Annotated in this window: 22 protein-coding genes; 12 read left to right on the forward strand and 10 right to left on the reverse strand. The window is 70.2% G+C overall.

What is annotated here, in order from left to right; translation table 11 throughout:
* Positions 1-4: 4 nt before the first annotated feature.
* Complete coding sequence (locus IPH07_29035; protein MBK6921479.1) at positions 5-577, reverse strand: hypothetical protein; 573 nt, start codon at positions 575-577, stop codon at positions 5-7.
* Positions 578-597: 20 nt separating this feature from the next.
* On the opposite strand from IPH07_29035, the gene IPH07_29040 reads away from it, so the two are divergent.
* The 4 genes from IPH07_29040 to IPH07_29055 all read left to right on the forward strand — a co-directional run bounded on the left by IPH07_29040 (position 598) and on the right by IPH07_29055 (position 5,086).
* On the forward strand, positions 598-2,475 hold the full coding sequence (locus IPH07_29040) for a hypothetical protein (GenBank protein MBK6921480.1): 1,878 nt from the start codon (positions 598-600) through the stop codon (positions 2,473-2,475).
* 23 nt (positions 2,476-2,498) lie between these two features.
* Positions 2,499-3,173: a hypothetical protein gene (locus tag IPH07_29045; protein MBK6921481.1), complete on the forward strand. Its 675-nt coding sequence runs from the start codon at positions 2,499-2,501 to the stop codon at positions 3,171-3,173.
* A gap of 117 nt (positions 3,174-3,290) precedes the next feature.
* Positions 3,291-4,145, forward strand: a complete 855-nt coding sequence (gene motA / locus IPH07_29050; protein MBK6921482.1) for a flagellar motor stator protein MotA — start codon at positions 3,291-3,293, stop codon at positions 4,143-4,145.
* A 2-nt stretch (positions 4,146-4,147) separates the two neighbouring features.
* Positions 4,148-5,086 carry an OmpA family protein gene (locus IPH07_29055; protein ID MBK6921483.1) on the forward strand — a complete coding sequence of 313 codons (939 nt, stop codon included), beginning with the start codon at positions 4,148-4,150 and terminating at the stop codon, positions 5,084-5,086.
* Between the two features lie 6 nt (positions 5,087-5,092).
* Here IPH07_29055 and IPH07_29060 read toward each other — a convergent pair whose 3' ends face one another.
* The 3 genes from IPH07_29060 to IPH07_29070 all read right to left on the reverse strand — a co-directional run bounded on the left by IPH07_29060 (position 5,093) and on the right by IPH07_29070 (position 7,656).
* Positions 5,093-5,719 (reverse strand): hypothetical protein, encoded by a 627-nt coding sequence (locus tag IPH07_29060; GenBank protein MBK6921484.1) that lies wholly within the window; start codon positions 5,717-5,719, stop codon positions 5,093-5,095.
* A gap of 143 nt (positions 5,720-5,862) precedes the next feature.
* A complete protein-coding gene (locus tag IPH07_29065; protein MBK6921485.1) occupies positions 5,863-6,720 on the reverse strand; it encodes a hypothetical protein in 858 nt (285 codons plus the stop codon).
* A 387-nt stretch (positions 6,721-7,107) separates the two neighbouring features.
* Positions 7,108-7,656 (reverse strand): histidine phosphatase family protein, encoded by a 549-nt coding sequence (locus IPH07_29070; protein ID MBK6921486.1) that lies wholly within the window; start codon positions 7,654-7,656, stop codon positions 7,108-7,110.
* Positions 7,657-7,813: 157 nt separating this feature from the next.
* On the opposite strand from IPH07_29070, the gene IPH07_29075 reads away from it, so the two are divergent.
* Entirely contained in the window at positions 7,814-8,713 is a 900-nt protein-coding gene (locus IPH07_29075) for a hypothetical protein (protein ID MBK6921487.1), read from the forward strand.
* Positions 8,710-9,729, forward strand: a complete 1,020-nt coding sequence (locus tag IPH07_29080; protein MBK6921488.1) for a hypothetical protein — start codon at positions 8,710-8,712, stop codon at positions 9,727-9,729. The genes IPH07_29075 and IPH07_29080 overlap by 4 nt, the downstream gene beginning before the upstream one ends.
* A 232-nt stretch (positions 9,730-9,961) precedes the next feature.
* On the opposite strand, the gene IPH07_29085 is transcribed toward IPH07_29080, so the two are convergent.
* Positions 9,962-11,461: a PQQ-dependent sugar dehydrogenase gene (locus IPH07_29085; GenBank protein MBK6921489.1), complete on the reverse strand. Its 1,500-nt coding sequence runs from the start codon at positions 11,459-11,461 to the stop codon at positions 9,962-9,964.
* A gap of 73 nt (positions 11,462-11,534) precedes the next feature.
* Positions 11,535-12,845, reverse strand: a complete 1,311-nt coding sequence (locus IPH07_29090; GenBank protein MBK6921490.1) for a PQQ-dependent sugar dehydrogenase — start codon at positions 12,843-12,845, stop codon at positions 11,535-11,537.
* On the opposite strand from IPH07_29090, the gene IPH07_29095 reads away from it, so the two are divergent.
* Together IPH07_29095 and IPH07_29100 are read left to right on the forward strand one after the other, a co-directional pair.
* Positions 12,832-13,026 (forward strand): hypothetical protein, encoded by a 195-nt coding sequence (locus IPH07_29095; protein ID MBK6921491.1) that lies wholly within the window; start codon positions 12,832-12,834, stop codon positions 13,024-13,026. The genes IPH07_29090 and IPH07_29095 overlap by 14 nt on opposite strands.
* A gap of 254 nt (positions 13,027-13,280) precedes the next feature.
* Positions 13,281-14,444 carry a hypothetical protein gene (locus IPH07_29100; protein ID MBK6921492.1) on the forward strand — a complete coding sequence of 388 codons (1,164 nt, stop codon included), beginning with the start codon at positions 13,281-13,283 and terminating at the stop codon, positions 14,442-14,444.
* A 44-nt stretch (positions 14,445-14,488) separates the two neighbouring features.
* Here the strand turns inward: IPH07_29100 and IPH07_29105 are convergent, their stop codons facing one another.
* The 3 genes from IPH07_29105 to IPH07_29115 all read right to left on the reverse strand — a co-directional run bounded on the left by IPH07_29105 (position 14,489) and on the right by IPH07_29115 (position 19,204).
* Positions 14,489-15,301, reverse strand: coding sequence for a hypothetical protein (locus tag IPH07_29105; protein ID MBK6921493.1), 813 nt, complete (start codon positions 15,299-15,301; stop codon positions 14,489-14,491).
* A 134-nt stretch (positions 15,302-15,435) separates the two neighbouring features.
* Entirely contained in the window at positions 15,436-16,914 is a 1,479-nt protein-coding gene (locus IPH07_29110; protein ID MBK6921494.1) for a PQQ-dependent sugar dehydrogenase, read from the reverse strand.
* Positions 16,915-17,005: 91 nt separating this feature from the next.
* The gene (locus IPH07_29115) at positions 17,006-19,204 is read right to left on the reverse strand and encodes a serine/threonine protein kinase (GenBank protein MBK6921495.1); all 2,199 of its coding nucleotides are present in this window, start codon (positions 19,202-19,204) and stop codon (positions 17,006-17,008) included.
* Positions 19,205-19,374: 170 nt separating this feature from the next.
* On the opposite strand from IPH07_29115, the gene IPH07_29120 reads away from it, so the two are divergent.
* The 4 genes from IPH07_29120 to IPH07_29135 are packed head-to-tail and all read left to right on the forward strand — an operon-like array spanning position 19,375 to position 24,067.
* A complete protein-coding gene (locus IPH07_29120; protein MBK6921496.1) occupies positions 19,375-20,607 on the forward strand; it encodes a trypsin-like peptidase domain-containing protein in 1,233 nt (410 codons plus the stop codon).
* Positions 20,608-20,648: 41 nt separating this feature from the next.
* Positions 20,649-21,542, forward strand: a complete 894-nt coding sequence (locus tag IPH07_29125) for an Hsp33 family molecular chaperone HslO (protein MBK6921497.1) — start codon at positions 20,649-20,651, stop codon at positions 21,540-21,542.
* A gap of 2 nt (positions 21,543-21,544) precedes the next feature.
* The gene (locus tag IPH07_29130) at positions 21,545-22,540 is read left to right on the forward strand and encodes an RluA family pseudouridine synthase (GenBank protein ID MBK6921498.1); all 996 of its coding nucleotides are present in this window, start codon (positions 21,545-21,547) and stop codon (positions 22,538-22,540) included.
* A gap of 6 nt (positions 22,541-22,546) precedes the next feature.
* Positions 22,547-24,067 carry a hypothetical protein gene (locus IPH07_29135; protein MBK6921499.1) on the forward strand — a complete coding sequence of 507 codons (1,521 nt, stop codon included), beginning with the start codon at positions 22,547-22,549 and terminating at the stop codon, positions 24,065-24,067.
* 55 nt (positions 24,068-24,122) lie between these two features.
* On the opposite strand, the gene IPH07_29140 is transcribed toward IPH07_29135, so the two are convergent.
* The gene (locus IPH07_29140; protein ID MBK6921500.1) at positions 24,123-24,653 is read right to left on the reverse strand and encodes a hypothetical protein; all 531 of its coding nucleotides are present in this window, start codon (positions 24,651-24,653) and stop codon (positions 24,123-24,125) included.
* Between the last annotated feature and the right edge of the window lie 73 nt (positions 24,654-24,726).

A 24,726-nucleotide genomic window follows, 5' to 3' on the forward strand; every position in this document is an offset into this window, starting at 1 on the left:
CAACTCAAAGCTTCGGGAACGCGCGGCTGCACTGGTCGAGCAGCCACGGATACTCACCCGCCGCCTCGCGCAGGAGCATCGCGACGCACGTCGCCGCTGCCGGTGAGGTCTCGCGCTCGCAGCCGCTGCGATCGGCGTCCACGACCGCGCGCACCACTGCGTCGGCGGCGGGCGCTTCGCCCTCCGGCGCTGCGTAGGACGTCGCGGCCGCGCCCAGCATGTCGCGACACGCCTCCGCCACCGTGGGCAGTGGGTCGGGCAGCCGCGCGGCGACGCGCGAGCGCAGCTCGCGGGCCATCGCGTCATAGTCGGGCTGATCGTCGACGCCGCGCGAAGGGTTGCCGACCCGCAGGGTCCGCGCGCGCCCCGGCGCCTCCGCGCTGCCCGGCGGCGCACCGTCACCATCGGCGACCGTGTTGCGAGTGCACGCCAGCGACGGTGCCGTGACGGTGACGAGCAGGTAGCCCAGCATGCACGATGCCCACCGCGTCGGCGCGACGCTTGGCGTCCGCGCGCCCGCGGCGTGACGGGCCGCATCGACCCGCACGCCCACAAAGCCGTCGCGGCGCCCTGGCATCGCCGCTACGATAGCCCAACATGTCGACCCCGCGCTCGATGGCCGTGGCTTCCGTGTTGCTGACGATCGCGCCGGTGTGGCTGCCCGCGGGCCTGGCCACGGCCGCACCGACGCAGCCGGGCGAGCTCGACAACCCGCTGGTCACGCCGGCGACCTGCCAGAACTGCCACAGCTTCGGCAACATCGCCCCCCACCGCGACGATCCTTACTACGCACCGTTCTTCGGCTGGCAGGGCTCGCTCATGGCCAACGCAGCGCGCGACCCGGTCTTCTGGGCCGGCGTCGCGATCGCGGATCAGGATCATCCCGGCGAGACCATCGAGTGCATCCGTTGTCACGCACCGCGGGCCTTCCTCGACGGCCGCGGCGACGCGGTCGCGATCGACGAGCTGCTGCCCGACGACCTCGCGGGCGGGGTCGAGTGCGAGCTCTGCCATCGCGCCACCGAGGACCTCGCGACCGCGGCCGGCAACGCGCGCTACCAGCTCGACGACGTCGCGGTCGCCGGCACGGTCGCCCGACGCGGCCCGTGGACCTACGAGTCCAACGTCGGCGATCCGCCACATCCGTGGGTGCAGGACCCGTACACCGGCTCGTCGCGCATGTGCGGCACCTGCCACGACGTCACGACCCCGCGCGAACGCGTCGACGACGACGGCACCGCGCTCGGCATGCTCTTCAACGAGCAGCGCACCTACTCGGAGTGGCTCGGCAGCGCGTACGCGGTGCCCGGCGACGACTTCCGCTCGTGTCAGGACTGCCACATGCCCGCGGTCGATCAGATGCCGGGCTGCTTCGACAACGCCAACGCCGGCCTCACCCACGACACCGGCGGCCGCCGCCACGACCTCGTGGGCGCGAACCGCTTCATGCACGAGATCCTGCGCGGCATCTACGGCGACGGCGGCACCGGCGAGGTGGTCGACTTCTTCTACGACAACGCGATCGCGGCGGTCGATCAACTGCTTCCGACCGCGGCCACGCTCGAGGTCGTCGGTCCGCGCAGCGTCGACCTCGGCGCAGGACTCGGCGCGCTGGCCGTCACCGTCACCAACAACACCGGCCACAAGCTCCCGAGCGGCTACTCCGAGGGCCGCGTGATGTGGATCGAGGTCATCGCGCGCTACGACGACGAGGTCGTGTGGAGCTCCGGCACCTGGACGCAGGGCCAGGGCATCGAGCAGGACGCGCGCCTGCGGACCTACCGCGGCGTCGCAGAAGACCTCGCCGACGGCGCGCAGTTCCACCTGCTGCGCAACAACCACTGGCTCGAGGACACTCGCATCCCGCCGCGTGGGCTGACGCCGTCGATCGAGACCGACCCCGTCGGCGATCGCTACACCCTGCAGGGCGACGGCACCTGGCCGAACTTCGACGAGGTCGAGTACGACTTCGACGGCCGCAGCGACGTGGTCGACGCCACCCCGGCCGACCCCGACGACGACGTGCTCGTGGTCGACGTGCGCCTGCTCTACCTCATCAATACCCCCGAGTACGTGCAGTTCCTCGCCGACGAGAACTCGACCAACAGCGCCGGCGCCGACGTGTTGTCGCGGTTCGAAGACGCCGGCGGCGCGCCCCCGCTGGTGCTCGGCTCGCAGCAGCTGATGATCCCGATCACCGCATTCGGCGGCGTCGCGGACGACAGCGGTGGCTCCACCACCGCCGGCTCGACCACCGGCCCCGGCTCCACCACCGGCGACATGACCGGTGGCACGACCGCGCCGCAGACCACCTCGACCACCGGCGCGGCCGACGACTCGAGCAGCAGCGACGGCGCCGACGCCGATGGCGGAGGCGGCTGCGCGTGCCGCCACCTCGCGGACGACGAACCACCCAGCGGCGCGATGTGGCTCGCCATGTTCGCGCTGGGCCTGCGGCGCCGACGGACACGATGATGCGGTCGCTCGCTGCCGCTGTGATGACGACGATGCTGCTGGCGTGTGGCCGCGAGGCCCCGTCGTCGAGCGTGCGTCGTGCCGATGGCACCGACGCCTCGGCCGAGCCCGCAGCAGCCCCGGCCGAGGTGCCCGCGCCCGCGCGTGGCCCCGACGATCCGCCGCTCGTGCAGCGCGACGGCCGAACCCGCGTCGACCTCGAGCTGACGCGCAAGAAGGCGGTCGCCGCGACGCTCGCGGTTCCGCCTGGCTTCGTCCTGCAGACCCACGAGCGTCGGACCACCACCTGGGCGATCGAGGCCGCCGACGCGCCGCCCTGGGTGCTGACGCTGCAGGCCGGTTGCGCCGGGACCTGCAGTGCCAAGGAGATCGGCGACAACGTCGAGCGGCACCTCACCCAGCTGCGAGCGGTCGGCGTGACGCCCGAGTTCGAGAAGGTGCTCGCGCTCGCCGCGGTGACCATGCAGACCGAGACCGTGCTCGACGAGCGCATCGACGGCGCGCGGTTGTGGGGTCGCATGCGGACCTATTCGGAACCCCGTGGCGATCTACCGCCGGAGACCGTCGAGCTGCACTGCTTCACTGCACCCGAGGGCGCATCGAACTACTTCGAGCTGCGCCTGGTCGCACCGGCCGCCGCTGCCACCGAGGCGGTCGAGCGCTTTCGGGCCGCCTGCACGAGCCTGCGCGCGGCCTGAGCCGCAGCCGGCCCATCGCGGAGCCAGGGCCCCTGCCCCCCGTCCGCATCGACAACTGGTCCGGGACCCCGGCGGAACCTAGACGATCCTGCGAGGTCGCCCTCTTCCGTCGTTCCCATGCTCAGCTTCATCGGACTCGTCATCGTACTCGGCTCGGTCCTCGCCGGGTACACCATGCACCACGGCAATCTCGCGGTGCTGAACCAGCCGCACGAGTTCGTCATCATCCTCGGCGCGGCCATCGGCTCACTGGTCGTGAGCACGCCGATGAAGGTGACCAAGGCCATGATCGGTCAGATCAAGGGCCTGCTCGGCGCGCGGCCGGGCAAGAAGGAGTACCTCGAGCTGCTCACGCTGCAGTACGAGCTGTTCCAGCTCGCGCAGCGCTCGGGCCTGCTGGGTTGGGAAGAGCACATCAACGATCCCACGAAGAGCTCGATCTTCCAGAAGTACCCCTCGGTGCTGAAGGACCACCACGCGCTGGTGTTCATGACCGACACCATGAAGGTCGTGGTCAGCGGCTCGGCAGAGCCCCACGATCTCGACAACCTGATGGACGTCGACATGGAGACGGTGCACAACGAGGAGGCCAAGGCTCCCGCGGCGCTGTCGTCCGTCGCCGACGCGCTGCCCGGCCTCGGCATCGTGGCGGCGGTGCTCGGCATCGTCATCACGATGGAGAAGATCGATGGCCCGCCCAGCGAGGTCGGCATGAGCGTGGCGTCGGCGCTGGTCGGCACCTTCCTCGGCATCCTGCTCTCGTACGGCGTGTTCTCGCCGCTCGCGACCGCGATGGGCCACCGCAACGCCGAGCTGGGCAAGTTCGTCGAGTGCATCAAGCACGGCCTGCTGGCCCACGCCAAGGGCGTGTCGCCACCGATCGCCGTCGAGTTCGCGCGGCGCTCCATCACCTCGCTGGAGCGGCCTAGCTTCGACGAGCTCGAGAAGGCGTGCCGCGCCGCGAAGGGCTAGCCATGGCCGACGCCGAAAAACGACCGATCATCATCGTCAAGAAGAAGGGCCATGGCGGGCACGGCCACCACGGCGGCGCATGGAAGGTCGCGTTCGCCGACTTCGTGACCGCCATGATGGCGCTCTTCATGGTGCTGTGGCTGGTCGCGCAGAGCCCCCAGACCAAGTCGGCGGTGGGCGCGTACTTCCGCGACCCGCTCGGCATCGAGAGCGGCGGCAACACCGAGATCAACACCGGTCCCAACACCGGTGGCGCGGGCTTCTTCGGCGGAGGCAACACCGCGGTCGCCGTCGACACCAGCTTCTCGGCCGGCAACGGTGCCGAGCAGCGCCCGACCAAGGAGCTGCCCGAGCTGTCCAACGCGCGCAGCCGCCTGACGCAGGCGTTGATGGCCCTGCACATGGACTCGTGGGCGCGGCACGTCGAGCTGACCGCGGTCGAAGACGGCCTACGCATCGAGATCCAGGACAGCGACGATCTCCACCTGTTCGCGCCCGGCTCGACCAAGATCGCCGCAGATGCGCGGCCGATGCTGACGACCATCGCCAAGGAGGTCGGGCTGCTGCCCAACCACGTGGTCATCGAGGGGCACACCGATGCCTCGCCGGCCAGCGGCCGGGTCGACAACTGGGTGCTGTCGACCGAGCGCGCCAACGCGGCGCGCAAATTCCTGCTCGCCGCGGGCGTCCGCGACGAGCAGGTGGTCGAGGTGCGCGGCTACGCCGAGCGTCGACCACGGCTGTGGCACAAGCCCGAGGATGCTCGCAACCGACGCATCTCGATCCTCGTGATGATCAACGACCAGCCCGGGCGAGAGGGCGACGAGCCCGAGTCGGGCCATCCGCTGATCCAGCGGCTGCGCGCGCTCGATCTGGAGGCCCAAGGGCCCAGCAACGAGCTCGAGCTCGAGCCCGACGGCAAGGTCGCGCTGCCCCCCTGACGGGGCTCACTTCGCGGCCAGGGTCGCGCACGCCTCCATCTGTCGCTTGGAGGCCTCCTCGGTGTAGCCGCCGCGGTTGCCCTGCTTGCACACCCACTTCTGCCCCGCGAGCTCGACGATCATCGAGAAGTTGTGGCTCGGGGGGCTGCCCTCGTTCTGCATGGTGTAGCGCAGCAGCTTGTCGGTCTTCTCGAGGATCTTGTTGGTGCTGTACTTGCTCTCCGCCATCATCTTCTCGAGATCGCCGAGGTTGGTGTTGAACTCGTTGCCCTTGGCGATCTGGACCCCGAACAGCTTGCCGCTCTCGCGCTTTTCGCCGTAGTCGATGCGGATGGTGGTGGGCTCATCGTTGAAGGTGGTGCAGCCCTTGGGCACGACGATGGTCGCGGGGATCTTGCTCTCGCCCTGATCGAGGGCCAGCGTCTCGGTCTCGGTCGGCAGCGTCGCGGTATCCGCGGGCTTGGGGGCGTCGGCCTTGGCATCGCCGGCCTTGGCGTCGCCGGCCTTGGCATCGCCGGCCTTGGCCTCGGTCTTCTTGGCCTCGGCCTTCTTGGCGTCGGCCTCGGCGGGCTTGGAGTCACAGCCCACCGGAGTGAGCAACGCGAGGGTCACGAGCAGGATCGAAGTTCGCATTCGTTGCGAAGGGACGCGAACCTTCCGAACCCGGTTGCACGGGCCGCCCGCGCGACACCGCGCGGGTTGTGAACGGCCGTGCACGACCCGGAGCCCCCACCGCAACGAGCCCGCTGCGGTGGGATCGTAGGTGCCTCGTCGTCTCACGCGCCGAACGAGACGTGGAGATACAGGGACCCACTCGTGTCGGTCCGCAACTCCGCGCCGATCGGGCGATAGCCCTGCGAGAGCGCGTAGATGATCGCGATGCCGACCAGCACGGTGAAGACCGCCGCCCCTACCGCCAGTACCAGCACTGCGATCGCGATCAGGACCATCGCGACATCATCACCGCCCCACGCCTGCGACACCGAGGCGGCTGGGACCGCGATCACGGGCCGCGTTGACAGCGTGGGCGCGATGTACTGCAGGAGCTGCGTCCGGCTCGACGTCAAGATCCGATACAAGTCGTCGCGCAGCGCGGGTTCGTAGATGTCGAGCGAGAAGCCGTGCTTCGAATCAGCCGCGCGCACGATGGCTTGGGCAGCACCCAGCGCATCGGCGTACGCGTGCCCATCGACGCGAACGGGCACCGGCACGTGGTGAGTCGGTGGCACCCACGTCGGCGGCACGAGCAGCGGCGGCGACGTCACGCCGTCGCCGACATACACGAATGGCAGAGTCACGCTTCCGTGGGCGGGGTGCGTGATCCGAGCCGACAACAGCAAGAGGTCGCTCGGATTCGGCACCCGCGTCTCCTCCCAGTGTCCCCGAGGCGCCCGCGGCGGGTACACACTGCCAGGATCATCCACGACCCAGCGTCGGGGCCCGGCCATGCTCGCCTGCCACTCGCTGGTGGTGCCTGCGAACGCGCCATTGCTCCCGATCGTCGTGGACCAGATCACCTGCTCGCCGCTGGCGTCGAGATCGATGATCTCGACCCTCGCTCCATCGACGCCGAGCGCAGGGCCCCAGGGACCGGGGGCGTAGAAGACGTTTCCCTTCACGTTCAGCTTGGACATGGCTTTCTCCTTCTGCGGACATGCGCGAGTGCGGGTCGTGTAGCGCCGCCTCGCGAGCTCCACGGGCGTGCTCGGCCACCTCGGCGAAGCACATCACGCGTCGCACGGATGGTTGCGGCCACACGCCATCCGCTCCGCCCGGCCCGACGCGCGCGCGATCGGGTGTGCGACGCACCACGTCGAACCGCGGTCCGCCTAGTACCTCGACACAGCGATAGTGATGGGTCAGAACGCCGTCATGGCCGCGACTCCGCAAGGCGCCGTGCCGCCGGAATACCGGGCGTATTTCAAGGTGCGGCAACGCAGCGAGGCGCGGTCAGGGCGGTGTCATGGCCCGTCACTATCGCTGTGTCGAGGTACTAGCGCACCGCGCACGATCGACTGGCGTCAGGCGCCCGCGGCGATGCAGTAGCGGACGGTCGCTGCGGTCGCCCGGCCGTGGGCGGGCAGCGTGAGCACCAACAGCCGATCGTAGACCGCGTGATCGATCGGCGCCGCGGCGCCACCGAGCGCTGCGATGAGCTCGGGCACCGTGTTCGAGTGGCCCGCGACCACCGCGACGCTGGCGGGCGGCAGGCCACGTAGCCGCGCGACCCAACCATCATGATCGCCGGCCGGCACCGTGGTGATCGCGAGCCCCCGGCGCTCGGCGAGGGGCGCCACGGTCTGCTGGGTGCGACGCTTGTCGGTCGCGAGCACGTGCGTGACCGCGAGCGGCTCGAGCGTGTCGGCAAGACACCGCGCCCGCGCCATGCCGAGCTCCGACAGCTCCGCGTCCGCATCCTCGCCGGTCTTCTCCGCGTGCCGCACGAACACCAGCACCACCGGCGCGGGCGCATCGGTCGCGGCCGCATCCGACGTCGGCACGGTGGTGGGCGGCGCACCGCGGGCGCAGCCGAGCAGCAACGACGCGGCGATGCAAAGCTCCCGAATCACGCCGGCAGGCTAGCACGGCACGCATGGCGGCCTCGCCATGGTCACGCGGCGTGCGATTGCCCCACCGTCGAACCGAAGCCAGCACCTGTGCGCGCGGTGCTAGACTCCACGCGCGCCCCGCCCGACGATGCCCGCCGCTGCCCACGACCCCAACGCCATCGCGATCCAGTGCGGTGGCTGTGGCGCGCAGATCCTGATCGAGGCCGGCCTGCGCACGGGCAAGTGCCCCTACTGCGCGTCACCGGCGGTGATCGAGCGGCCGGTGGACCCCGCGCGCCCCGAGCCGACCTTCGCGCTCGGATTCGTGGTCGGCAAGGCGCGTGCGCTCGAGCTGGCGCGCGCGTTCATCCGGCGTCCGTTGTTCGCACCCGGCAAGTTCCGCCGTGCCGAGCCCTCGGACGTGCGTGGGCTGTACCTGCCCGCGTACGTCTACACTGCGGTGGCGAAGGCCGACTATCGCGCGCAGATCGGCGAGCACTACACCGTCACCGAGACCTACACCACGCGCAACGCCCAGGGCCACACCGTCACGCGCACGCGTACGCGCACCGAGACCGAGTGGCGCGATCTCACCGGCGACTGGGCGGGCTACATCGACGACGTCGTCGTCACCGCGTCGCGCGGCCTGCCCAACGCCGAGCTGCAGAGCGTGGAGCCCTTCGATCTGCGGGCGCTGCTGCGGTTCACGCCAAAGCTGCTGTCGGGCTGGATGGCCGAGGATCCCTCGATGAGTGAGGCCGAGTGCCGGCAGCAGGCCCGCGCGGAGCTGGAGTCGCTGGTCGGTGCGCGCTTGACCGCGCACATGCCGGGTGACAAGCACCGCGACCTGAACTTTCGCTGGCGCACCGAACACGAAGACCTCGAGCTGGTGATGCTGCCGGTATGGGTTCTCGCGGTGCGCTACGACGACGGCAAGCCGCCGGTGCGGTTGGTCGTCAACGGCCAGACCGGCCAGCTCGGCGGTCGCGCGCCGTTGTCGTGGCAGAAGATCGTTTTCACGATCCTCGCGTTCATTGCGGTCATCACCGCCATCGTGCTGCTGGGGGCGCTGCGATGAGCGAGCTCGAGTGGACCGACGACGCGCCGGCGCCCGCCGTGACCGCGGCGCTGCAGCCCTGCGAGCGCTGCCACAGCCCGCTCGAGTCCGGTGACCTGCGCTGCGCGATCTGTGGCCTGCCGACGCCGCCGCCGAGCGCGGCGGCGACCGAGCTCGATCGACCCACGGAGACCCTCGCGACGATCCTCCGCTGCGACGGCTGCGGCGCGGCCGTCAGCTACGACGAGAAGGTCGCCGCGCCCAAGTGCAGTTTCTGTGGCTCGGTGATGGCGATCGAGCGCCCCACCGATCCAATCGAGGAGGCCGAGGCCTACCTCAACTTCCGCGTCGATGCCGAGCAGGCCAAGCAGGCGTTGAAGCGCTGGCTCGGTGGCCTCGGCTTCTTCCGCCCCAAGGATCTCCGCGACTCCGCCGTCGTCGACAAGCTGCAGCCGCTGTGGTGGGCGGGCTGGTCGTTCGATGCCGAGGTCGCGGTGAACTGGGCCGCCGATTCCGACGCCGGCTCGCGACGATCGTCGTGGGCCCCCCACGCCGGCAGCTTCGAGCTGCGGTTGCGCAGCGTGCTGGTCTCGGCTTCGCGCGGACTCACCGAGAGCGAGTGCACCGCGCTCGCGCGCGGCTACAACCTCGCCGATCGCTCGCCCGCCCCCGGTGCCCACGGCACCGTCGAGCGCTTCGCGGTGCAGCGCTCGGCCGCCCGCGCGATGATCTCGCGGGCGCTGCAGGCCACCGCCGGCGCCTACGCCGAGAAGCACGTACCGGGTAGCCGCGTTCGCAACCTCCGCCTCGCAGTGGTGCCGCGACAGCTCCGCACTGCGCGGCTTGGCTTCCCCGCGTACGTGCTCGCGTACCGCTACCGCGATCAGGTGTTCCGCGCGATCGTCCACGGCCAGAACCCCAACTTCGTCCACGGCCAGGCGCCGCTGTCGTGGCTGCGGATCCTGGTCGTGGTCGGCGGAGCGATCGCGGCGATCGGCTTGGTCGGGTTGATCGTCGCGCTCGCGAGCGGCCGCTAGTACCTCGACACAGCGATAGTGATGGGTCAGAACGCCGTCATGGCCGCGACTCCGCAAGGCGCCGTGCCGCCGGAATACCGGGCGCGTATTTCAAGGTGCGGCAACGCAGCGAGGCGCGGTCAGGGCGGTGTTATGGCCCGTCACTATCGCTGTGTCGAGGTACTAGCAAGGCGCGACGAACCGCGGCCAGTGCCCGCTCGAGGTCCGCGTCACGGGGGTCGACGCCGCGTCCTCAACCCGCCGGAGCGACGCGGTACACGCTGCCGTCGGTGTACGGCCCGTACACGACGCCGGCCACGGTCGTGATGAACACGTCGCCGTACGTGTTCCAGCCCGAGCCCAGCACCAGCTCGCCGGTGTCGAGCAGACTGCCGAGATCGGTCGGCGTGGTCCCGTCCCACCGCAGGCCGTAGACGTCGCGGCTGCAGAAGTCGCCGTAGACATAGATGCCCTGCCACGCCGGCACCTCGCACGAGCGGTAGACCGCGCCGCCGGCGATCGAGCAGCCCGGCTGGTGGTGGTACTCGAAGATCGGCGCGTACTGCTCGTCGTCATTGGGCTGGTTCGGCCCCGCCGACGCGTCGCAGCCGGGGTCGTTCTCGCAGTGGTTGCCCTCCATCGCGCTCCAGCCGTAGTGCCGACCGGCGACCGCGATGTCGATCTCCTCCCACTCGTCTTGGCCGACGTCGCCGACCCACAGATCGCCGTTGTCGGCGTCGAACGAGAAGCGCCACGGGTTGCGGAAGCCCCACGCCCACACCTCGGGCGCGAAGTTCCCGTCGTCGACGAACGGGTTGTCGGCGGGGATCGTGTAGTCGAACGGCCCGAGGTCGGGGCAGTTGACACCCGCGGCGTCGATGCAGGCCACCGGGTTGTCGGGCATGCCGTCGGGTTCGACGTCGATGCGCAGGATCTTGGCCAGGATGACGCCGGGGTTCATGCCCGTCTGTGCGGTGTCGTAGCCGTCGCCGCCATCGCCGGTGCCGAAGTAGAGGTAGCCGTCCGGGCCGAAGGCGATCATGCCGCCGTTGTGATTGCCGAACGGCTGGCCGGCCTCGATCACCACGCGCTGGCTGTCGGGATCGACGTGACTGTCGTCGGCGAGCATGAACTCCGAGACGCGCGTCGGCGGATTCACGCCCGGCGGCGAGTAGGCCACGTAGACCCGCGGGTCGGTCGGAAAGTCGGGGTGGAACGCGAAGCCCAGCAGGCCCTGCTCGCAGCCGATCGTGGTCGTGGTGGCGCAGTTGACCGGGATGTCGAGAAAGGTGTCGGCGGGCGCGGAGGTCTCACCGGGCTCGAGGATGCGCACCGTGCCGCCCTGCTCGGCGACGAAGAGGCGATCGGGCTCGGTCGGGTGCCCGATCGCGAGCACCGGCCGATCGAAGCCGTTCGCCACCAGCTGCAGCGACACCGCAGGCTCGCCCTCGACGGGCTCGTACGGGCACGGCAGGACACCGGTATCGGTGGTCGAGCCCGAGCCGCTCTCGCTGCCCTGCGAGCTGCTCGAGTCGGCCACCGTGCTCGATGCGGTCGTGCTCGCGGTGGTGGTCGAGTCGGTGGTGCTCGCGGTGGTGGTCTGCGTGGTCGATGCGGTCGTGCCGGTGCTACCGCCCGAGCTGCTGCTGTCGGCCGCGGTGCCGCCGCCACCGCCGTCGCCACAGCCGATCGCGGTCCACAGCAGTACGCCCAGGGGCGTGGTCACCAACGCGCTACGGTGCAAGCTCGCCATGGGCGCGACGATACCATCGCGCACCGGCGGTCGGGGTGACCGACCGCGGGCGCGCACCCGGTGTCGTCACGCGTCACTGCGCCGGCGCGAGGCGGTAGATGCGACCGTCCTCGATGGGGCCGTTGGGCGCCGGCACGTAGACGGTCGTGATGTACACGTCGCCCCATGCGTTGGTGCCGCTGCCGATGATGTTCTCGGAGTTGGGGAAGTCGAAGACCATGCCCATGTCGTCGACGCTGGTGCCGTCCCAGCGCAGCGCGAACAGCTCGCCCGAGCAGTAGTCGCCGTAGACGTAGGTGCCCTGCCAGTCATCGACCTCGCAGGCGCGATAGACCCCGCCGCCCGTCACCGAGCAACGGAAGCCGGCGCCGCCGTTGCCGTGCTGGTACTCGGCGATGGGCGTGATCTGGTCGTCGGCATTGGTCGCGTTGGGCGTGTTGATGTCGTCGCAGCCACCGTTGTTGAAGCAGTGGTAGCCCTCCATGTCGCTCCAGCCGTAGTCGCCACCGGCGACCACGACATCGATCTCCTCGAACTGATCCTGGCCGACGTCGCCAACGTAGAGATCGCCGTTGGCGAGGTCCCACGAGAAGCGCCACGGATTGCGGAAGCCCCACGCGTAGATCTCCGGCGCGAAGTTGCCGTCGTCGACGAATGGATTGTCCGGCGGGATGGTGTAGTCGAACGGCCCGACCGCCATGCACGAGTCGCACGACTCGACCATGTCAGGGGTGCCATCGGGCTCGACGTCGATGCGCAACAGCTTCGAGAGCAGCACGCCGGTGTTGCGACCGGTGTTGAAGGCGTCGTCGGCGAGGCCGCCATCGCCGAGTCCGATGTACAGCAAGCCGTCGGGCCCGAAGCCGATCATGCCGCCGTTGTGGTTGCCCGCCGGCTCGTCCACCGCGATCACCGTGCGCGCGGTGGTCGGATCGACTTGGTTCGGATCGTTGGCGTCGAGCATGAACTCGACCACGGTCTGCGGCGGGCTGTTGCCCATGCCGGCGGGCGTGTAGGCCACGTACACGCGGGGGTCGTCGGGGAAGTTGGGATGGAACGCGAAGCCCAGCAGCCCGCGCTCGTCGCCGATGAACTGATCGTCGGCGTTGGGCACGTCGACGTGGAGGAACACCGCCTCGGGTGCGGTGGTCTGCCCGGGCTCGAGGATGCGCACGTCGCCGCCCTGCTCGACCACGAACAGTCGATCGGGCTGGTGCGGATCGCCGAGCGCCAGCACCGGACGATCGAACCCGGTCGCGACCTCGACCAGCGAGAGGTCACCCGCGGTCGCCGTGTACGGACACGCCGGCAGATCGCCGGTCTCGTTGCCGGTCGACGACGAACCGTCGGAGCCACCGCTGCTGTCGGCCGTGGTGGTCGTCATCGTGGTCGACGCGGTCGTGGCATCGGTCGTCGAGTTGGTGGTCGACGCGGTGGTGTCGCTCTGCGTCGTGGACGCGCTCGTGGAACCTCCGGTACTCGAATCCGAACCTCCGCCGGTGGCACCGTCGTCCCCTCCGGGACAGGCGGCCAACAGCCCGAGCGACAACGAAGACAGCAAGTAGACGAGACGATGGCGATGCATGATGAAGACCTCGGATGCGCGCGAACGCGCCGTGAAGCAAGCGGCTCGGACGGTAGCATCGCTACGTGCGCCCACCCAAGCCTGATAACCTGTGGCGGCATGACGCACTCGAGTGGGACGAGTCGTGTGACCGGGGGTACGACGGCGTTGGCGCGATGCGGCCCACGACGCAGCGGTTGGCGGACCACGATCGCCTGTCTGGGGCTTGCACAATGCGCGAGCGCGCTTGCCCTCGTGACGACCGCCTGCGGTGACGGCGGTGGCGGCACAGGCACCGCGACCACGGCCGCGAGCGGTATCGGCACGCTGAGCACGACCGACGGCACCACCGACGGCGGCACCGCGGCCGACAGCGGCGACAAGCTCGACCTCGGTCCATCGGCCGACATCGAGCCCGAGACCGGCGGCGAGTGCGTCTCGCAGAGCGCCGACGCCGAGCTGAGCTATCGGCCGGTCGACGTGCTCGTCGTGGTCGACACCTCGAACTCGATGGGCGCCGCGATCGCAGCGATGCAAGCCAGCATCAACGACGACTTCGCGGCGATCCTCGGCGCCAGCGGGCTCGACTACCGCGTGATCGTGGCGGCCGATTACCCCACGGTCTGCATCTCGCCGCCGCTGTCGGGCACCGATTGCGAGGCCGCTCCGGTGGCGCCGGTCGTCACCGACCACTACGCCCACTACGACGCGGCCACCGGCTCGGGCAGCTTCCTCGACAACATCGTCGCCTGGGCGACGAACCCCGATCCGGGCGGACTGCTGCCGGGCGGCTACGTCGACGCGCTGCGCCCCGACGCCGTGAAGACCATCGTCGGCATGACCGACGGCACTTCGGCCTCGAACGAGGTCACGCTCGCGGCCGCCTTCGATGACGCACTGCTGGCGCTGCCCGGCAGCCCGTTCGGCACGGCCGGCGATCGGCAGTACGTGTTCCACCTCTTCACGTCGATGCCGGTCAACAACCCGCCGGCGATGCCGTGGGGGCCCGCCGACCCGCTCGCGGGCCAAGGCGAGTCCATCCAGCAGGTCGCGGTGCTGACCGGCGGGCTGCGCTTCCCGTTCACGCAGACCCAGGACTTCGGCGCCGTGTTCAACACCATCGCGACCGGCGTCGTCGAGGCCACGCCGGTGAGCTGCGAGTTTGCGATCCCGGAGCCGCCACCGGGCGAGTCGATCGATCCCGACACCATCGAGATCGACTATACGCCGGGCGGCGGCGGCATCCCCGAGACCTTCCACCAGGTGGTCGGTCCCGCGGACTGTGGTGCCGACGCGTTCTACATCGCGGACGGCATGGTGTTCCTGTGCCCCGCGGCCTGCGGCGTCGTGCAGGCCGACACCATGGCACACCTCGACGTGCGCTACGGCTGCGACGTGGGCTTCGATCCCCAGGGCTGAGCCGCCCTCGGGACACGAGCAGCAGACCGGCGGCGATCAGGGCTCTACGTCGGGCCGTACCCGTAGTCGAGCGTGTACGCCTCGCAGCTCTGATCCGAGAGCTCGACGTAGACCCAGATGTAGGCGCTCTCGTCGGACCCCGGGCAGTTCACGTACTGCTGCACGGTGTCGTCACCGGCGGCGGTGCAGCAGATGCCGTCGCCGAGATTGTCACCGACCGGGCACGCATAGTAGGTGCTGTTGGTCGCGACGCAATCGGGGTAGAGGCACACCCGCGCCGGGCTACCTGCGACCACGGTGACGGTCGCGAGCCCGTCTTCGAAGTCGTTGCAGGTCCACTCGCCGGTATAGCGGTACCAGTCGTTGCCGGTGTTGGTGTCGAGCGCGGCGTCGAGGGTCGACGGCGCGTCGTGGCAGTCGACGCTGCCGAGATCGACGGCGGCGTCAGCATCGTCGTTGGGCTCGTCGGGATCGACGCAGCCGCCGGTGTCCTGACCACCGCTGCCGGTGCTGGCATCGCTGGCGCTGCCCGCATCGGTCTCGCTCAAGCCGGTGAGCGTGACGGTGTCGATCGGCGTGCTGCTGCTGCCCGGATCACCACTGCTGCCCTCGGCACTCGCGGAGGTGGGGTCGCCGCTCGGCCCCGCGCTGGCATCGCTGGTCGTCGACGAGCTGCTGCCGCCGTTGGTGCCCTGCGACGTACCGGTCGACGACATGCCGCCACCGGTCACCGGCTCGGTCGACGCGCTACTGCTGTCGCCGCCACCGTTGCCGCCGGCCTCACCGTTGCTCTCGACGGGATTTCCAGTGCAGGCACCGAGGGTGACCGCGACCAGGAGTCCTCGAACACGCACCATCTCGGCGATGCTACCAGCTTCACCGCGCCCGCGACTGTCGATCGCGGCACGATCCCGGTTCGCAATCGCCCATGGCGCGTGCCCGCGCACCGGTCGCGACGAAATCCCCGCACGGCGGGCGATCGTCCTCACCATCACTGCGGTGAGAGTCGGTACACGAGGCCGTCGCTGATGGGCCCGTTCGGCGGCGCATCGACGGTGGTGATGAACACGTCGCCGTACGCGTTCCAGCCGTTGCCGAGGATGCGCTCACCGGTCGAGAGCACCGCGCCGAAGTCGGTGACCGAGGTCCCGTCCCACGCCGCGGCCGACAGCTCGCCGGTGCAGTAGTCGCCGTACACGTAGAGGCCGCTCCACGCCGGCACCTCGCAGGAGCGGTAGACCGCGCCGCCGGTGATCGAGCACGCCGGACCGTGGCCGTACTCCAGCAGCGGCATCGTCATGCCGTCGCCGTTGACGGCATTGGGCTCGGTGAGTTCCTCGCAGGGGCCGTTGAAGCAGTGGAAGCCCTCCATGCTGCTCCAACCATAGTCGCCGCCGCCGACCACGAGATCGACCTCCTCCCACGCGCCCTGGCCGACGTCGCCGACCCACAGGTCGCCGTTGTCGGCATCGAACGCGAAGCGCCACGGGTTGCGAAAACCCCACGCGAAGATCTCCGGCGCGAAGCTGCCATCGTCGACGAACGGATTGTCGGGCGGGATCGTGTAGTCGAACGGGCCCAGCTGGGCGCACGAGACCCCGGCGCCGGGGTTGTCGATGCAGGCGACGGGATTGTCCGGCGTGCCGTCGGGCTCGACGTCGATGCGCAGGATCTTGGCGAGGATCACCGACGGATCGCGACCGGTCTGCGGGGTATCGCCACCGTCACCGCCGTCGCCGAGCCCGATGTAGAGGTTGCCGTCGGGCCCGAACGCGATCATGCCGCCGTTGTGGTTGCCGAATGGTTCGGCGGCCTCGATCACGATGCGCTCGCTGGTCGGATCGACGTGATCGGCGTCGCCATCGGCGAGCATGAACTCGCTCACGCGCGTGGGTGCGGCCGCGCCGTCTCCGTCGGGCGCGCTGTAGGCCACGTAGACCCGCGGGTCGGTGGGGAACTGCGGATGGAAAGCGAAGCCGAGCAACCCCGCCTCGCAGCCGATCGTGGGGTTGTTGCCGCACACGACGTCGATCGAGAGGAAGGCGTCGTCGGGGGCCGTGGTGGCGCCAGGCTCGAGGATGCGGACGTTGCCGCCCTGCTCGACGACGAACAGACGATCGGGCTCGGTGGGGTGACCGAGCGCGAGCACCGGGCGATCGAAGCCGCTGGCGACGGGCACCAGCGCGAGCTCGGGCATGCCATCGATCGGCGTGTACGGGCACGGCAGCTCACCGGTGGTGCTGGTGCCGTCGGTGGTGCCGCCGCTGCTGGAGTCCGCGTCGGTGGTCATCGACGTCGCCGTCATCGTGGCCGACGCGGTCGGCTCGGTACCCGCGGTCGTCAGGGTCGCAGTGCCGTCGGTCGCGGTGGTGCTCCCACTCGAGTCGGCGCCCGTGCCATCACCGCCACCACCGGGGCAGGCACCGCAAAAGAGCAACGCGAGCGGGAGCAACGATTCACGGTGATGCATGTCAGGCCTCCAAGCGACGGCCCATGCTAACAGCCCGCAGCCGATTGCTCGAACCTGGCGGCCGTCGTCTGCGACGGCGCAGGTGGCAACGTCACTTCTTGTCGGTGACGCAGAAGGTCCCGCGGGCCGTCGGCGGCGGGGCCGGGCGGCGCGGATCGATCTTGGGTGCGAGCACCTTCACGACCGCCGAGCCGTTCCACACCTTGCCGCCGCTGACCCACGCAGCTCCGCCGGGCTTGAGGCTCGTGATCTCGCCTCCGCTGGGCAGACGCCAACCGGTCAGGTTGCCGAACTTGCCCAAGCCCTTGCACTTCGCCGACGCCTGCGCCTCGGACACCGTTGCACCGGTCGACGACTTCGTGAAGTACTTGCCGCCGGCGAGCTTGACCTTCTTGAGGTCCGGCCCCTTGCTGGTCGGATGCGTGCCGCCACCTCCGGTGTCGTGGCCGCCATCGCCCTTGCCACCGTCATCACCGCCACCGCTGGCGGCTCCACCGGTCTCGCCGCCGCCGTCGCCCGAGGCCTTGCCGCCGTCGTCCGCTGCGCCACCCGTGCCGCCGCCGTCGTCGGCCTTGCCGCCGTCGTCCGCTGCCTTGCCGTCGTCCGCGGCCTTGCCGTCGTCCGCGGCTTTGCCGTCGTCCGCGGCTTTGCCGTCGTCCGCGGCCTTGCCGTCGTCCGCGGCCTTGCCGTCGTCCGTCGCGGCCTTGCCGTCGTCCGCTGCCTTGCCGTCGTCCGTCGCGGCCTTGCCGTCGTCCGCGGCCTTGCCGTCGTCCGTCGCGGCCTTGCCATCGTCCGCGGCGGCCTTGCCATCGTCCGCTGCCTTGCCGCCATCGTCCGCTGCCTTGCCGCCGTCGTCCGCGGTCTTGCCACCGTCTGCGGCCACGACCACGTCCTTGCCCTGGCCGCGATTCTTCATCACGTACCAGCCACCCGCTGCGAGGCCACCGACACCGAGCGCGAGCACGGCGACGAGCACGCCCTTGCCACCACCGATGTTGCGATCGGGACGACGATCGTCGTTCACGCCGTCGAACGATCCGAGACCACCGAGGGTCGGCGCCGATTGGGGTGCGCCGCCGAGCTCGTTCGACCACGTCGGGCCCGTCGCCTGCGGACCCCCCGGGGTGCCGAAGGTCGGCGCGCTCGCGGCCATCGCCGAAGGCGGTGGCGCGACCATGCCCGGCGGTGGCGTCGACGCGAACGCGGTCGCGCCCGCACCCGTGACGGGCGGCATCATGCCGGGCGGCATGCCGGTGCTGGCCACCGTCGCGCCCGGTGCGGGCGTGGGTGTGGGCGGTGGCACCGAGACACCCGCGCCGATGGCCGTCGCGCTCGCCGGCAACCACGGGGCACCGGTCGCGTTCTCGTAGGGCGCGAGCACCTCGTACAACGCGTGCGCGCTGGGCCAGCGCTCGTCGGGCTTCTTGCGCATGCACCGACCGACGATCTCGACCAGGCCGCTGGGCACGTGGGGCGAGAGTTGATCGAGCGGCGGGGGCTCCTTGGCGGCGACGTTCATCAACGTGGCCGCGAGTGTCTGCCCGACGAACGGATTCCGCCCCGCGAGCGCCCAGTAGAGGATGACGCCCATCGCCCAGATGTCGGTGCGCGCGTCGACCTGCGCGGCACCCTCGGTCTGCTCGGGCGACATGTACTCGGGCGTGCCCATCAGCACGCCCATGCCGGTCTTGCCGGCGTTCTCGCCCTCGGTGAACTTCGAGATGCCGAAGTCCATCAGCTTGACCAACAACCGCCCCGGCTCTGGCTCGTGCAGGAAGATGTTCTCGGGCTTGAGATCGCGGTGGACGATGCCCTTCTGGTGTGCGGCCGCGAGCCCGATCAGCGCCTGCCGAACGATCATCACGACCACGCCCGGCTCGACCCGCCCACCGCGCTTGACGATGAACTCGGCGAAGTCGCTGCCGTTCAGCATCTCCATCACGATGTACGGCCCGAGTGGCGATCGACCGAGATCGAGGATGTCGCAGATGTGCTTGCTGCCGATGCGGCCGGCGGCGGTGGCCTCGTTGCGGAAGCGGGCCAGCACGCCCTCGTCCCGCGAGAACTGCACGTGCATCAGCTTGATGGCGACGGTGCGCTTGACCAGCGTGTTCTCGGCCTTCCACACCGCGCCCATGCCGCCCTCGCCGAGCTGCCGCACGAAGCGAAACTTGTTGTCGAGCACGCGGCCCTCGAGGGGAACCAACCGCTCGGTGTTGGGACACAGCAACACGTCGTCGGGGTGCTGCTGGCCGCAGTGCGGGCACGGGGCCAGGTTCGCGGTCGCCATCGCTGGGCCAGCTATAGCACGGACGGCGTGACCCCGGGCTGAATCGCGCGGACATCCTGCTAAGCTCCGCCGCGCACATGGCCGCTCGAAACTCGAGTTGCTCACCGCTGCGCGCCGGCGCCCTTCGTCGGCCGCAGATCACCGCGCCGCGTCGCGCGTTCGCAGGCCGGATGTGGCGCCGGACGGCCTTGATTGCACTCGTGGTCGCCGCCTGCGATCTGCTGCCCGCGCACGACCAGCCGCCCAACCCGACACCGGCCGCCGCGCCGCAACCGGAGCCCAGCAAGGCCCCGGAGCCGCCCAAGGTGGTCGAGGCGCCGCCGAAGGAAACCCCGCTCGAGCCCAAGCTCGATCCGAAGACCGGCACCACACCCGAGGTCCCGACCGTGACGCCCGACGGTCGCATCGAAGACGAGCGCAACACCATCGGCGTGTTCCAGGCTGCGGCGCCCGCGACCGTCTTCGTGACCCAGAAGCAGACCGTCATCGATCGCTTCTCCATGAAGGAGTTCGAGGTCCCCGCCGGCGCCGGCACCGGCTTCGTGTGGGACGCCGAGGGCCACGTGGTGACCAACTGCCACGTCGCGCTGCGTGACTGCCAGAAGCGCATCAAGGCCGAGAACCTCTCGGTGACGCTCTACGACCAGAAGAGCTACGACGCGACCCTGGTCGGCTTCGATCCGTTCCACGACATCGCCGTGCTGAAGATCGCCGCCGACACCAAGACGCTGGTGCCGATTCGCCGCCCCGACAACGGCTACAAGCTCGAGGTCGGTCAGAAGACCATCGCGATCGGCAACCCCTTCGGCCTCGATCACACGCTGACCGTGGGCGTGATCTCGGCGCTCGGACGCGAGGTCAAGGGCATCGGTGATGTCACGATCCGCGGCATGGTCCAGACCGACGCCGCGATCAACCCCGGCAACTCCGGCGGCCCGCTGCTCGACTCGCGCGGCCAGCTCATCGGCATGAACACGATGATCTTCAGCACCAGCGGGAGCGCGGCGGGCATCGGCTTCGCGGTGCCGGTGAACACCATCGATCGCGTGGTGCCGCAGATCATCACCACCGGCGCGCCCGAGCGCGTGGGCATCGGCATCACCTACATCGAGGACGAACGCATCCTGCGGAAGCTCGGCGTCGAGGGTGTACTGGTCGGCACGGTCGCGTCGGGATCGCCCGCCGCCAAGGCCGGCCTGCGTCCCGCGACCGAGGGCGCCGCGGGGCTCACGCTCGACGTCATCGTCGGCATCGACGACAAGCGGATCAAGAGCTTCGACGACCTCTACGGCGCGCTCGAGGAGCGCGCCGAGGGCGACGTGGTCAAGGTCTCGGTGCAGCGCCTGCCCGAGAACAAGGTCGAGACCGTCGAGGTCACGCTCATGAAGCTGGCGACCCGCTGACGTGCGCCTGCGCGTCCCGTTGTCCTGCTAGAATGTTCGGCGTGGATCGCCTGCTGCGGGGCATCAACGCCGAGCACACCGTGCGGGTCGTGAGCGCGATCGCGACCGACGCCGTGCGCGACGGCTGCCAGCGACACGGACTGCGCGGGGTCGAGGCCGTCGTGCTCGGCCGGGGGCTACTCGCCGGCTGCCTGCTCGCCACGCTCACCAAACAAGACCGTGAGCGCGTGCGCATCGCCGTCGAGGGAAGCGGTCCGCTCGGGCGCCTGCTCATCGATGCGTTCGGCAACGGCGACGTGCGCGGGTGCCTGAGCCGACGCCTCGCCAGCACCATCACGCCGCCGACCGCCGCGGTGCGCGTCGAGCTGGGCCCGTGGATCGGGCACGAAGGGCGGGTAGTCGTGACCCGCGACATCGGACTCGAGAACCAATACCAGGGCGTGGTCGAGATCGACGAAGGCGAGCTCGATCGCGATCTCGAGCGCTACCTGCAGAGCAGCGAGCAGCTGCCGTCGGTGCTCGCGTGCGAGGTCGTGCTCGACGCCCACGGCGAGATCGCCCGCGCCGGCGGGGTGCTCTGTCAGAGCTTCCCCGGCGCGCCCACTGCGGTGATCGAGCCGGTCCGCGAGCGTCTCCACGGCACCGAGCTCGCGAGCCTCCTGCAGCACGATCGCGACCCCCATGCGCTGATGGGCTTCGCCCTCGGCGGTGAGGAATTCGAGGCCATGGGTGACGCCGAGCTGCGGTTCCGCTGCTCGTGCGGTCCCGAGCGCGCCGCCGCCGTGTTGTCGACACTCGGCGCCGAGGACCTCGACGAGCTGGCGCGCGAGCCGGGTGAGACCGAGGTGCGCTGCAGCTACTGCGGCAGCAGCTATCACGTCGACGCCGAGGCGCTGCGTGCGATCGCCCAGCGCGTGCGTGAGCAGCGATCCTGATCATGGCTCGGCCGCTTCGCTTCCGTGTGGTGCCGCAGGAGGAGGGCATGATGCTCGGCCACCTCGTCGCGCGTCGCATGCGCGGCACGCCGCTCGAGGCCGCCAAGGCGTTGATCCGCGCTGGCGCGGTCTACATGGGCCACCTACGGGTGCGCGTGCCGACGGCGCGCGTCGCCGCCGGTGAGCGCATCACCGTCTACCCGGAGGCCGCCGAGGCCGAGGAGCTCGACATCGCCGAGCTGCGCTTCGTGCATCGCGAGGACCTCTTCGTGGTGCTCGACAAGCCCGCCGGTGTGCCGGTTGCGTCGACCCGCGAGAGCTCGCGCGGAACCTTGGCCGAGGCGCTGCGACGCCGACTCGAGGCCGATGGCGTGGTGCGTCCCTACGTCGGCGTGGTGCACCGGCTCGATCGCGGCGCCGCCGGCCTGGTGCTCTTCACCACCCGCTCGGTCGCGAACGCGAGCCTGCACCACTTGTTCGCCAACCACGCAATCGATCGGCGCTACCGCGTGCTCGTGCACGGCGAGCCCGCGGCATCACCCGGCGAACAGTTCGACTGCGACCTGCCGCTGCTCGAGCTGCACAGCGGCAACAGCAAGGCCGCGCCCGGCAACCCCCACGCGCGCGCCGCCGTGACCCACTTCCGCCGCCTGCGCGCGCGCAACCCGATCGCCGGCACGACGCTCCTCGAGGCGGTGCTGGAGACCGGACGGCACCACCAGATCCGCGTGCATGCGGCGGCCCTCGGTCACCCCGTGGTGGGTGATCGTCGCTACGGTGGCGCCCACGCGAACGACGGCGAGGGTGAGCGCGACGACGCCGACGGCAGCGACCGCCACGGCGGAGCGCTGCATCTGTTGGCGCGCGAGCTGCAGTTCGAACACCCCCTCGCGTCCAGTGCCGATATGCCGGCGCGCCCGCGGATTCACCTGTTCGCCCAGACCCCCGCGTGGGCCTGCAGCGTCGACGACCCACCCGCGCGCGATCTGTTACCGTGACGGACGATGCTCGCAGCGTGGTGGTTGGTGGTGGCGCTCGGTCGTGGCCTCGCACCCAGCGGAGGTGACGCGTACCGCGATCACGAGCTCGTGCAGGTCTTCGTCGCCGACGATGACGCGCTCGCGCGCCTGCTCGCCACCGGCGTCGACCCGTGGACCGATCACCCGCGACCGGGCTGGCTGACGGTGCGCGTGCCACCGTCGCGACGCGCGGCGGTGTGGGCCGACCGATGGCCGCTGAAGGTGCTCGATCACGACCTCGGCCAGCGCGTCGACGACGAATCCGACCGGCTCGCCGCGCGACCCGACGTCGCCGAAGGCGGTGATTTCTTCGCCGACTTCCGCACGCTCGACGAGATCGACGCGTGGATCGACGCGCTCGCTGCCGCGCATCCCGAGCTGGTCAGCATCGAGCAGGTCGCGACCTCGATCGAGGGACGCAGCGTTCGCGCCCTGCGCATCACGGCGGCCGGCTCCGACGACCGCCCCACGCTGCTGGTGACGGCGGGACAACACGCACGCGAGTGGATCAGCGTGAGCTCCGCGCTGTGGCTCGCCGACACCTTCGTGTCCCACGCCGACGACCCCGAATACGCCGCGGCGCTCGGCGCCGGTCAGCTCGTGATCGTGCCGGTCGTGAACCCCGACGGCTATCTCTACACATGGACCGACGAGCGCTTCTGGCGGAAGAACCGGCGCGACGGCGTGGGCGTCGACACCAACCGCAACTGGGCCCACGGCTGGGGTGGCGAGGGCGCCAGCGGCAATCCCTCGGACGAGAACTACCGCGGCGCGGCGGCCTTCTCCGAACCCGAGACCCTGGGCCTGAGCAACTGGATCAGCGAGCAGCCCGAGCTGGTCTCCCACGTCGATCTGCACAGCTTCGGTCAGCTGGTTCTGTACCCGTGGGGCGACGTCTTCAACGCCGCGCCCGACGACGACGAGCTGTCCGCCACCGCCGATGCAATCGTCACGGCGATGTCCGGCGCCGCGCAGTACATCGCGCTGCAGGGCGTGGAGCTGTACCCGGCAGCCGGCAACGCGATCGACTGGACCTACGGCGACGCCGGCCTGATGGCCTACACCTTCGAGCTGCGACCCGACTTCAACAACGACGCCGAGGGCTTCGCGCCCGCGCCCGATCAGATCGCGCCGGTCGGCGACGAGGTACTCGCGGGCATCTGGGTCGTGCTCGATGCGGCGCTCGAGCAGGGCGCGAGCGATACCACGGGCGGCGGCTCGGAGAGCGGCGGCTCGAGCAGCACGGGCGCGCCGGAGCCGGGCTCGAGCAGCGGCGCACCGGGCGATGGCAGCACGGCCACCACGACCGGCGACACGCCGGGCGACGGCACCACCGCCGCGGCGGACGGCACCGGCCTCGCGAGCGAAAGCACCGGCGCACCGGCGCAGGACGGCGATGGCTCCGGCTGCAGCTGCCGCACGGGCACCGGCATCGAACCTCGCGGTGGGTGGTCGTGGTGCCTGCCCATCGCCGCCGTGGTCCGGCGGCGACGCGCGCGAACGTGACGACCAAGCCAGAAGCGCCTTGGTCGTGGGTGAACGCTTGGCGTCGCTGCGCGGGTCAGACCGGGCGCACCAGCAACGTGCAGGTGAGGTCGCCGCCCGGTGGGCCCTCGACGTACTCGACGTGGTAGTTCTTGCCGAACGCGAACTTCCGCGTCGCGCCGACCACGATGCCGTGCTCGAAGTGGCGGGGGTACGGCGTCTCGCAGCGAATCTCCCAGGAGCCGTCGGGACTCCGCGAACAGCGGTAGTGCCCGACGTCGCCACGGTGGTTCGCGTAGTAGATCTCGTCCATCGCCCCGAAGCAGACATCGATGCTGTCGATGAACGGCGGCATGTCGGCGTTCTCGATGGTCGCGATGCCCACCCGGTGCAGGAGGTTGGTGCCGATCTCCTGCTGGATCTCCTTCAACGCATCCAGCCAACGCTGAATCGGGATGAAGTTCTCCGGCCGGAGGTCATCGAGGTGCAGCTGGTGCCGCTCGATGAGGCGCTGACCGAGCGACGGACGCAGCTGGAAGGCATCGAGCGTGGCGCGCACGTTGAGCGCGCGCACGGACGCGTTCGGATCGGGGGAGACGAATTCCATGGGGGGACCTCGCGAGGGCGTCGGGTTCGGCGCTCGCCCGGTTTTCGAGCGGCGCCGGAGGCGTTCGAGCTTA

This window comes from Deltaproteobacteria bacterium (genome assembly GCA_016709225.1).
GTDB lineage: Bacteria > Myxococcota_A > Polyangia > Nannocystales > Nannocystaceae > Xiheibacterium > Xiheibacterium phototrophicum.